We start from the raw sequence: 10,720 nt of genomic DNA, 5'->3' as shown, positions 1-10,720 counted from the left end.
ATCCACTCTTACTCATCCACAGTCCCTTTAGATTTTCTTTACGAATCAGCTCTAATACGTACTTTATATCTTAACTATAATTGCATAGCAGGCTATTAAGCTAAAAGTTTTACCCTGTCTCATCTAACTCTTATTCGATGCAGGATATATTATTTTAACCATTGAGGACAAGTATAGTTCTTGTCCTTTATTTTTTTGAGAAAGTTTTCGCCACAGGCTGCATTTTATTCAAGGTAATATCAATAAATTTTAATAGCCTCTTGTTTTTTAGCACAATTTATGTAAATCTCATAACTATATAATACGGTAAGACGATGTATTTATCGTATTTTAGCAAAAAATTAGGTGGGTTAGCCAATAAACTCAAAATTTAGTGCCAAGTAAACTTTTTAGGAGATGTAATCGTGAATACATATCAATCGGAGTCAGGCAATAGTTCGACTTCGCAACTGAATTTAGAGACTGATGTTCTAGTCATAAGCGGCGATCCATCAGCAACTTGGGCAACTTGGAATGCTGCTGCTCAAGGGGTAAGAGTAATACTCGTAGATAAAGGCTACTACGGTACCAGTAGAGCAACAGCATCTTCTGGTACTGGTTGCCTCGTAGATGACGAAGGGCGTCCTAGTCGTCGCGCTATAAGAAGCTCATGATTATATGCGCTTGATGCGTAATCTCCCCAGCTTCAAAGAGAGATTGAGGGTGAGGACATTTGATTTATACAAGAAGTCTATTCTGTAAGCTGCTAGTCAGGCAACTTTGCTGATTTCTAACCCTGGATTTGCATTTAATTTTGAGTAGACAAATTGGTAGCGATCGCGCTCATACACTTGCCTTTTTTCAACGGATTACTACCCTCACAGGACGCGATACCATCGACAATATCCGTAATGAAAAGTTACTTAAATATGCACAAGTTAGAGATTTTCTTAACAAGCAGTATTAAGAGCGAATACTACCTGTATTTTAAAGATAGCGAAAGAATGAAGAATGACAATTTTGTTACTTTGTCTTTCCTAAATTAGGAGTTACTAAACTTAAACTTGAACATTCGTGGAGGTCAAATCATGTTTTCTGGAAAAATCGAAAAAGAATTTTTTAGTGAAGAAATTTGGTCAATTTGGCAAACAACTAAATTACCAGACCATCTACAGCTATTAGTGGATCGAGAACTAGGAAAACGCGATATCTGGGAATTGCAGTCTCAAAAGCCTGACGATCGGTCGATTTCTCCAAATCTATATGATGACTCTAGTCATTCAACAAATATTTAACAAAAGAGGTAGTTCTTGCGTAAGGCAGGATAGCATAGCGGTAGCGAGTCCGCCCACTCTGTAAGAGTTGCAAGCTAGCAAGAGCGTCTTTTAGAGAGCGTTGGCTGGAAGAATACTGCCCTACACAAGAACTACTGCGATACCTACGGCGGTAAATTCGGCTCTGAGAGTAAGGGTTTAAGTCTCCCAGCAAATTCAAAATTTGGCGGGAAACTATCAAGTGGTCGGTCTAAATTACCCACTGATTGCATTCTGAATTTTGACTTCTCTATTTAATTAATGCAAAATCGAATTCATGCTGCAAATCCCTCCCCAATTTATTTTACGTAGCAAGAGAAGGAATCAAGATTAATGGCACATCTATTTGAACCATTCAAGATTCGTGAAGTTGTTTTTCGCAACCGCATCGCCGTTTCACCGATGTGTCAATATTCCAGTACAAATGGATATGCTAATGATTGGCACGTTATCCATCTAGCTTCTCGCGCAGTTGGTGGTGCAGGTATAGTGTTCACAGAGGCGGCAGCTGTAGAGCCGCGTGGACGCATTAGCCCGCAAGATTTGGGAATTTGGTCGGATTCACATATCGAAACTTTAGCCAAGACTGTGGCATTAATTCATAACTTTGGTGCTGTTTCAGGTATTCAACTTGCTCATGCGGGTAGAAAGGCCAGCACTGCCAAACCGAGTAAGGGAGGGAAAGCATTAGATGAATCTCAGGAAGGTTGGCGTCCCTTAGTTTCGAGTAGTGCGATCGCTTTTAGCCAAGATAGCCCAGTTCCAGAAGCCCTCAGTCTTGAGGGAATTCAAGAAATTATTGACGCTTTTGTTCAAGCAGCCAAACGTTCTCTCCAAGCTGGTTTCAAGGTAGTGGAAATCCATGCTGCCCACGGTTATCTACTGCACCAATTTCTTTCACCTCTTTCTAACCACCGTCAAGATGATTATGGTGGCAGCTTTGAAAACCGGACTCGTCTGCTCAGAGAGGTAGTTCAAGCAGTCCGAGAGGTTTGGCCTCAAACACATCCACTCTGGGTACGCATCTCCGCCACCGATTGGGTAGACAATGGCTGGGACATTGAGCAAAGTATTGCTTTAAGTGACAAACTCAAGTCTTTAGGAGTCGATCTCATCGATACTTCATCAGGCGGTACTATACCGGGCGTTCATATCCCAATTAAACCTGGTTATCAGACTCAGTTTGCCGAACGCATCCGCCGCGAAGCTAATATTCATACAGGAGCCGTGGGCTTAATTACATCCCCTGAACAAGCTGACGAGATTATTCGTACAGAAGTCGCTGATATAGTCCTGTTAGGACGCGAACTACTCCGCAATCCTTACTGGCCACACCTGGCAGCCAAACAACTGGGACACGATAAACTCTGGCCTGTTCAATACGATCGCGCTTGGCTGTAAGTTTTCCTCGTTCCCATGCTCTGTAGATTAGTGACAACTTAAAGTAATAAACTTCTTGGCATTTGTCAGGAAAAGGGTAAGGGGAAAAGGGGAAAGGAACAATAAAAAACATGAGTCCCTTTTCCCGCCTCTTGCAAAAGTCATTTTTACAAGAGACTCCATGAGCGGAACTCACAAGGAACAATAAAAATATCTCTTCCCCAGTCCCCAGTCCCCAGTCCCCAGTCCCCAGTCCCCAGTCCCTATTTTTAAGGCAGGTCTGATGTACATATCAGGTGAATTGATTGGAGCAATTGTTTGATGTTCTAGTAGAGTTTTACCCCTTGTTTATAAGCATCTACAAAACTCTTGTAGTCATATTCGACTTGAGTTGCATAGTTCACTGCAAAGTTAAAAATTTCGTCTTTGAATACAGCTTTATTACCACTTACAATATCAGTCACTTCTTTGTCAACGCTGACAGGAATAATCGCAGCATCATAGTCTCGATCGGAGATTGCATGGTTTTTGGCAACCACCTTCCCTGCGTATCCCATCGCATCCATGAATTTTGACTTACTGGTTAACAACTTATAGTCAAAGTCCACTTGGTAGGGTGATTTTTCACGCACCATAAAGGGGATGCTACTGACAGTAGTATAACCAACCAAGGGATCGAGATTGGATAACATCGCTTTCGTAGTGATTGTCACCCTTGCCCCTTCTTGATTTCCGTAGACTGAACTCGGCAGCAGACCTGGAACTGCGATCGCCACTGCGCTACTGCCTTCCTGCTTCATCTCTAAAATGCGATCGTCGTCGCTTGCTGAACTTGGCCCCTCAATCAGCAAGTAATATCGGTACTTCCCAAGACTACCAACACCTGAACCTAATTTAAGCCGAATGTCCTTGAGGATATAGTAACTGTCGTTGTAGCGCTTACTGATAGGAATTGAGGCGATATAGCTGCTCATAGCCCCAGCAATGTCAGAATAGGTGCTGCTGGATACAGGCTGGAGTTCTGAGGCTGTCTTGAAGAGGCGATTGTTACTGTTATTTAGCACTGTGTACTTTTTTAAAAGCTTAGAACGGCTCTTCTCTAATGCCTTTTGAATTAAATCTTTGACCACACCGTTCGTATTGCTGGATTCTAAACGGTATGACAGTTCATCATTGCTTCCCTTAAAGTCATTCATCTTATTGAAGTAAGCATCCAAGAAGTTTCGCACAACATCCTCAGCATCCGTTGAATTAAAACCATTCTCTTTAGCTACCAACAGAATGGAGACTGCCATCCTTCGCAAGTCCCAAACGTAAGGGCCAAGATAGCCTTCATCAAAGTCGGTGGTGTCAAAAACGTTGTTGTCTTTGCTATCTCTTATCGCTCCAAGATTTTGCAGATGCATATCTCCTTCTAACCAGACGGCTGAGGTTGAAGAGTTTACAAATCGTGAACTTGGTAAGGTCTGCATATCACGATAAAAAATGTGAGCCGTCCCCCGATAAAAAGTGAAAAAGCTATCTTTAGCTGTCATCTTTTGCATTTTCGTTGCCAGTTCTTGAGGCAATTGAGAAGCAAAGGGATGATTATATTGGTAAATTTCATTCACTACCCAAGTCGAACGGGGAGTTGCAGCTTGAACTGGAGATGCAAACCCCAAAATTAAAATTAAGACAAATACGACGATTGCAGATATGTGGTTAGGCATGATAGTTTCTAAGGCGTAAAAAAACTCTTGTGTAGAGAGAATCATTCAACAACAGTTTTTTACCACCTTGAGCCATACTTAACAAAGTGATTTAAAGCACAATGCAACAACTATTCACTCTCAAGTATGGAGAGGATTCAAAAAGGTAAAATTATAAAGAATCGTTACAACATAATCATGTCAACCATCCAAACAACTGTGGTTCTGGCGATGACGGCCGATGGAAAAATTAGTGCCGTAGATCCGAAAGCGCCTCGTGAACCCAATGTAGTCGATCATGCACACTTGGAGTATCAAGTCTCTCTTGCCGATCTATTGCTGGTAGGAGCAGGGACAATTCGGGCTGAGGGGGGAGCCTTTACAATTAGCGATCGCGAACTGTTGGCAGCACGTGAGGTTCGCGGCCAGTCTCCTCAGCCGATTACTTGTGTTGTTTCAGGTTCCCTTAACTTATCGCCGGACTTGCCTTTTTTGAGTCAGGACATTGAGCGATGGATATTTACCACACGGACTGCTTTAGAGCGCAGTTCTGATACAACAACTTTGCAAAAACTGGCTGAATTAATTGATTTGGGAGATACAGACCTGGACTGGAATCGGGCCTACACCTTGATGGCAGAGCGGGGTATTCACAAAGTTGTTGCTTTGGGAGGTGGCTCTTTAACAGCTGCTCTAGTTCAGGCAGGGCGAATTGACGATTGGTGGTTGACCATTTGGCCGCTCATTTTTGGGGGAAAGCACGCCCCTAGCCCAGTGGAAGGAGAGGGTTTTCTTCCCTATGCTGCTCCTCATCTAGAACTCATAGAAACTCGTCAGGTTGGAAGCGATCTGTTTTTACACTACCGCACAATCAAGTGAAAACGCGCTGCCAGAATTTGGCACTACGATCCTTGATACTAGAAAGCAGGGGCAAAGGGGTGCTTTTGCCCACAATTTGACTCAGTTTGTACCTTTTACCCTACCCCTGCCTCTAATCAACCAGGAGGCCAATTTAACTGCCGTCCTCCCAAGATATGCAAATGTAAGTGATCGACTGTTTGACCGCCGTCATCACCAGCATTGATGACAACTCGATAACCATTTTTTAATCCAGCTTCTTCTGCAACACGTTTAGCAGTTAACAAAAGATGCCCCAACACAGCATGATCCTCAGATTCAGCCTCAGCTAGTGTTGCAATGGGTTTTTTGGGAATGATGAGGATGTGAACGGGCGCTTGGGGATGGATGTCTTTGAATGCTAGGGCTAAATCATCCTCATAAACAATATCAGCGGGAATTTCCCGACGAATGATTTTGCTGAAAATCGTTTCTGTAGTTTCACTCATGCCAATCTACCTACTAATCTGCTAGAGATTTTATATTAAGTCCGCCTAATTACTTATCATTGACAAAATTTGATTGTGCGGGTAATACCATTTTGGATTTTAGATTTTGGATAGTGAAACATCCATTGGATAAGTGTTTCAGTTTTCCATCTGTCGCAATCATTTTTCAAATTGGTATAACATCCCTATTTACTGTTCGGTTAGGTTTTTTCAGGAAAAAGCTATGAAAAAACCTGCTAATCTTTGAAAAAGACTAGCAGGTATGGCTTATCATCAATCGGAGCGGCGGGATTCGAACCCACGACCTCCACTACCCCAAAGTGGCGCGCTACCAAGCTGCGCTACGCCCCGGTCAGAATTCCTATCATATAGCAAAACTGTAGGATTATCAAGAGGCAATTTTAAAAAACCTTAAGCATCCCACTAGCTTGCAGTAAATCTGGAACAGCAGAAGCATTCCATTTACCTTCTACACATCGCCCTGTATTCAAGATGAAGCGCAGACTGTAATCATCAGGATAGCCTTCCACTTCCATCCATAATAAATCGCTTTCGGCTTCACAAGTAATTTTTTCCTCTTCCATCAATTCAGTTGCGAGTTGCTTCATGGTGTCTGCTAGCTGTGCTAGTAGACGACAAAAATCATTTAACTCGGCTTCGGTTAATTCAATCGCCCAATCATCTGTACCAACTAAACCTTTAAACTCAGGTGTATCGGGGTTCCAGCCAATACGCCAACCCAATCCGGTTTTAACAACGCGTTCCATTCAAAGTAGGCTTGTGCATTCTCAGGTTAAAGTTTTAAAAGTTATCCGCCAACTAGTAATCACAAATCATATTTGAAAAATGCCATGTTTCAAGCTTGACAAAAGTACACTTACATAAGATACGCTCATGTAGGCTTTGTTTGCGATCGCCCATAGTCATCTACAATTTGTAGGTGACGAAAATAACGTGATAACTAGCTTTCCAGACATCAATTCTGAAAATTAAATCAAAAAATAATTACTAATTGCTAAAAAACTCCGGTTTTTTTGGCTTTGTGATGATAAATAAAAGTAATACTGTTGAATCACGTGCTTCGTACCGCGAAGGATTACTGAAATTCTTCGCTGCTTTCAAGATGACTACTAAACATCAAACAACATCTGCTACCAATCAGTTTTTTGCTGGGGATGCTTCTTTGCCACAAAAAAAGGCTCTACCACAAAACTTACTCTAGATGTATCTAAGTAACTATGCTGATAAAGTGTAAAGATGTCACGGTATCTGGCAGCCAATTTTAAAGGAATCGCAAAGGACTTGGTGCCAATTTGGCAAGTTTTTCTCCAAAATATGAGATATTAGTAGATTGTAGAAATCTTTATTCTTATTCACATCTCTCTTCTTGCATTAGTTCCTATCTACTAAAACTCTTAAGACCAAGCAAATTTGACACGATAAGTTTAAGTAATTTAATGAAGTAGGAAATAATACATGGTATTATCACTGTCTTCTCATAACGTTATCCAGTATCTGCAAGACGCGGGTCTGTGTAGCTCAGAAGATGGCCCATCAGAAAAATCTGAGTTGCCAGGAAGTAGTCAGAACAATTTCAATTTACTAGTGACTTTAGCAGATAATCGCCAGCTGCTCATTAAACAAGAACGTAACGTTAACAACAATGACGGCGCGCCTCATGAATTGTTTCAGGAGTGGCTGTTTCACCAGTTGTTACAACAGTTTCCAGTTCTAGGTAATACTTCAGCAATTGCGCCATTGGTAGTGCATTTTGACGAAGAAAATTCAATTCTTGTCCGTAGCTACTTGAATGAATATCTAGAGCTTGCAGAATTATACCACAACAATGAGATTTTTCCACAAGAAATTGCTTCTGCCATCGGCATAACTTTGGCGGGACTGCATCGCGCCACCTACAATCGCCGAGAATATCAGGATTTTATGGCAACTGCTCCCCAAGGAGAGTTTCGCTACGGGTTTTACAATCCAGCGCAAGGGGTAGGGTCGATTGGACCGGAGATTTTTGCGACCGTTCCCACGGATGCACTAAAATTCTATGTTCTTTATCAACAGTACGAGAGTTTGTCATCTGCGATCGCAGATTTGGCATATAGCTGGAATCCTTGCTGCTTAACTCATAACGACCTGAAATTGAACAACATTTTGGTTCATTCCAGATGGGAGCAATTAGACAATTGTCTTATACGACTAATTGACTGGGAAGCTTGTTCTTGGGGAGACCCAGCCTTTGATTTAGGAACTTTACTGGCAAGCTATTTAGGAATTTGGCTTAAGAGTCTGGTAGTAGACCCCACCTTTGAGTTAGAAGAATCTCTACATTTGGCGTTAACACCGTTAGAGATTTTACAACCTTCAATTATTGCCTTAATTAGGGCTTATATAAATGCTTTCCCAATGATTTTGGAATACCGCAGTGACTTTATTTCGCGGGTTATCCAGTTTGCGGGGCTGGCACTAATTTATCAAATTCAGGAAATGATTACGTGCCGGAAACACTTTAATAATGTTGAACTCTGTATGCTGCAAGTAGCTAAAAGTTTACTTGTAATGCCAGAGCAAGCTGTACTGACTATTTTCGGGATGTCAGAGTCAGAAATCCTAAATCCTGTGGCAAAGATTCATAAATTTCCTCAGCCTGTGAAAGAGCAGCAGTTACTTCGGATTTATTACGAGAAAACTCGGCTGCGTGGTTGTTAGCAGTAGGGAGTAGAACAATTTGAATCAGAACATATAATTCTGAATTCTGAATTCTGACTCCTGAATTCTATTTTATTAAAGTTTGATTTCTGAATGGATTAATGCTAAATTCCTCTATCAATCAATCGCTAAGTTCTCTATTTGATATTGCTCAGAATATCCAGATTGAGTCTAATTTTTGTATTTACCATCCCAATTATCAACCCTTCGCTCTGCCGACTAAAATAGCCGATAGATTTCAGCAAAATTCCGTAGATTTACAACAGAAGTATCTTACTCTCCTGCTGCGAAATTTTCTCTACGGAATCTATTACAATGGCTCCCTGCAAAGTACTTTGGCAGTCAATACTGATAATACTAATCAACCGCAAAAGCATAATTTAGCAGATAATTCTATTTTGGAGATTGATTGGGACTTTTACGAGCAACTGCACGCCAGTAATCACGGCATAGGTTACTTTGACCCTCGATGGCAGGTGTTGCGGAAAGAACCTGATGGGACTATGGCTGTGACTAAAGGCGGTTTAACACTTTATGTTGAGCCAGATTGTCATCTAGAATCCAGTAAGAAATCTACCAAAGTGGGTGATATGGTAGCAATCTGGATGCCCAAAAATCGACTGCAAAACGGCTGTTACTTAGCAGTTAGCAATGTTGGACAGGAACGGCAAAGCAGCCCAGACGCCGATTTAGGAGCAGGACGAATCTACTTTAACTTTACGGCATTTGGTGCGATCGCTCTCATGGAAAGCTTGACGCTGCAACTAAATGCAGCCTCGATTCCCTTTAGCTTTCAAGTTCTCCACAACCCCTCTGCATACGGACGCTATGATTCGGGGCTACTTTACTTTGAACTCCCCGACTATCCAGCAATCCGCAAAATCCTTCAGACTGTTTATATCGAAAATCAATTTCATTTCCAGCCCGAAATTCCTTTGTTTACCAAATTTTTAGCTCCAGGGTTAGGTTTAGCTGAGGAACCAACCCAAAAATTTGCAGCACAAGAAAGTTTTGGGATGAACCGTTGCCAAATCGTCGCTAATGCTTTGTTGGAAGCTTGGCAAAAAGGTAAAAATGCAATGGAGGAGCGGATGAGGACGATTGACCAACACTTTGCGCGGCATCTAATAGATTTGCAGCGTCCTTATCTCAATCCCAGTTCTGAGGATATATATCAGCCGTTAAATTGATTGATTAATTGGGGATTGGGCATGGGGCATGGGGCATTGGGCATTGGGCATTGGGCATTGGGCATTGGGCATCGGGCATCGGGTATGAAGATGAGGGATAAGGGAGTATAGAAAAAGTTACAGCAAGTTTTTCCCCAATCCCCAATCCCCAATCCCCAGTCCCCAGTCCCCAATCCCCCAATTTAAAATTCCACAATAACTGGCACATGGTCGCTAGGTTGGGTTAACTTTCTGGGTGCGACATCAATAATGCAACTTGTAGCACGCTCATATAGCACGGGTGTCAGATAGTGGTGGTCAATTCGCCAACCTAAGTTACGACGAAAAGCGGCGGAGCGATAATCCCACCAACTATAATTTCCACCCTCTGTGGTGAATTTGCGAAAAGCATCGGCAAATCCCAATTTCAGAATATCCCGTAAGGCTTGGCGCTCTGTTTCTGTTGCCATAATGTGATTTTCTGTACTCACTTGCTCGTGAATATCCTTATCTTCCAAGGCGATATTGAAGTCGCCGCACACACAAATTGCGGATTCTGACAACACCAGCAATCGCAAATACTCGTGTAACGCTGTTAACCAACGCAGTTTGTATTCGTATTTCTCCGTTCCTACTGCTGCGCCATTAGGAACATATAAGTTTACAATCCGCACGCCATCAATTACACCTGTAATCACGCGCTTTTGCTCGTCCCATTCGTGATGTAAATCTGGCAAAATCGCCCTAAACCCGCTACTGACATTTAGAAGTGGCTGGCGGCTAATCAGGGCTACGCCGTTATAAGATTTTTGCCCTGACATATAAAGGTTATAGCCTAACTGCTCAAAAGGCGATCGCGGAAATTCAGCATCCACAACTTTGGTTTCTTGCAAGCAGAGAACATCAACAGGATTTAGGGTTAACCAATCGATAACCTGTTCCAGGCGAGTGCGAATTGAGTTGACGTTCCAAGTAGCGATTTTCATTAGTTAATATCAGAATTTTTGTAAATTACTAATTACAAATTATGTAATTATTGTACAATTACTTAATATTTATATTTTCTGTTATTTTTCCCAATTACCTTTAAATGAAGCTTTAATGGCTTGATCCCATTGAATATTTTA

The 10,720-nt window shown here is 41.8% G+C and carries 11 protein-coding genes and 1 tRNA gene; 7 read left to right on the top strand and 5 right to left on the bottom strand.

Annotation, left to right across the window (positions count from 1 at the left end):
• Positions 1–404 precede the first annotated feature (404 nt).
• From RMZ42_RS30120 to namA, 4 genes are all read left to right on the top strand, one after another.
• Positions 405–653, top strand: coding sequence for a hypothetical protein (locus RMZ42_RS30120; RefSeq protein WP_322674867.1), 249 nt, complete (start codon positions 405–407; stop codon positions 651–653).
• A 140-nt stretch (positions 654–793) separates the two neighbouring features.
• Positions 794–946, top strand: a complete 153-nt coding sequence (locus RMZ42_RS30115) for a hypothetical protein (RefSeq protein ID WP_322674866.1) — start codon at positions 794–796, stop codon at positions 944–946.
• Between the two features lie 121 nt (positions 947–1,067).
• Complete coding sequence (locus RMZ42_RS30110) at positions 1,068–1,274, top strand: hypothetical protein (RefSeq protein ID WP_322674865.1); 207 nt, start codon at positions 1,068–1,070, stop codon at positions 1,272–1,274.
• Positions 1,275–1,625: 351 nt separating this feature from the next.
• Positions 1,626–2,693 (top strand): NADPH dehydrogenase NamA, encoded by a 1,068-nt coding sequence (gene namA, locus RMZ42_RS30105; RefSeq protein ID WP_322674864.1) that lies wholly within the window; start codon positions 1,626–1,628, stop codon positions 2,691–2,693.
• Between the two features lie 305 nt (positions 2,694–2,998).
• Here namA and RMZ42_RS30100 read toward each other — a convergent pair whose 3' ends face one another.
• Positions 2,999–4,426: a DUF2252 domain-containing protein gene (locus tag RMZ42_RS30100; protein ID WP_322674863.1), complete on the bottom strand. Its 1,428-nt coding sequence runs from the start codon at positions 4,424–4,426 to the stop codon at positions 2,999–3,001.
• Between the two features lie 132 nt (positions 4,427–4,558).
• Between RMZ42_RS30100 and RMZ42_RS30095 the strand changes: the two genes are divergently transcribed.
• Positions 4,559–5,239, top strand: coding sequence for a RibD family protein (locus tag RMZ42_RS30095; RefSeq protein ID WP_322674862.1), 681 nt, complete (start codon positions 4,559–4,561; stop codon positions 5,237–5,239).
• A 116-nt stretch (positions 5,240–5,355) separates the two neighbouring features.
• On the opposite strand, the gene RMZ42_RS30090 is transcribed toward RMZ42_RS30095, so the two are convergent.
• The 3 genes from RMZ42_RS30090 to RMZ42_RS30080 all read right to left on the bottom strand — a co-directional run bounded on the left by RMZ42_RS30090 (position 5,356) and on the right by RMZ42_RS30080 (position 6,473).
• Positions 5,356–5,706, bottom strand: a complete 351-nt coding sequence (locus RMZ42_RS30090) for a histidine triad nucleotide-binding protein (RefSeq protein ID WP_322674861.1) — start codon at positions 5,704–5,706, stop codon at positions 5,356–5,358.
• Positions 5,707–5,983: 277 nt separating this feature from the next.
• A tRNA-Pro gene (locus RMZ42_RS30085) sits at positions 5,984–6,057 on the bottom strand.
• Positions 6,058–6,107: 50 nt separating this feature from the next.
• Positions 6,108–6,473, bottom strand: a complete 366-nt coding sequence (locus RMZ42_RS30080; RefSeq protein ID WP_322674860.1) for a DUF1818 family protein — start codon at positions 6,471–6,473, stop codon at positions 6,108–6,110.
• A gap of 709 nt (positions 6,474–7,182) precedes the next feature.
• On the opposite strand from RMZ42_RS30080, the gene RMZ42_RS30075 reads away from it, so the two are divergent.
• Both RMZ42_RS30075 and RMZ42_RS30070 read left to right on the top strand, forming a co-directional pair.
• The gene (locus RMZ42_RS30075; RefSeq protein WP_322674859.1) at positions 7,183–8,424 is read left to right on the top strand and encodes an aminoglycoside phosphotransferase family protein; all 1,242 of its coding nucleotides are present in this window, start codon (positions 7,183–7,185) and stop codon (positions 8,422–8,424) included.
• Between the two features lie 101 nt (positions 8,425–8,525).
• Positions 8,526–9,614: a T3SS effector HopA1 family protein gene (locus RMZ42_RS30070; protein ID WP_322674858.1), complete on the top strand. Its 1,089-nt coding sequence runs from the start codon at positions 8,526–8,528 to the stop codon at positions 9,612–9,614.
• A 182-nt stretch (positions 9,615–9,796) separates the two neighbouring features.
• Here the strand turns inward: RMZ42_RS30070 and xth are convergent, their stop codons facing one another.
• Positions 9,797–10,579, bottom strand: coding sequence for an exodeoxyribonuclease III (xth, locus tag RMZ42_RS30065; RefSeq protein ID WP_322674857.1), 783 nt, complete (start codon positions 10,577–10,579; stop codon positions 9,797–9,799).
• Positions 10,580–10,720: the final 141 nt, after the last annotated feature.

Source organism: Nostoc sp. DedQUE05, assembly GCF_034530955.1.
Taxonomy (GTDB): Bacteria; Cyanobacteriota; Cyanobacteriia; order Cyanobacteriales; family Nostocaceae; genus Nostoc.
The sequence above is the reverse complement of the archived record's forward strand: the minus strand, read 5'-3'. Positions and strand labels throughout refer to the sequence as shown.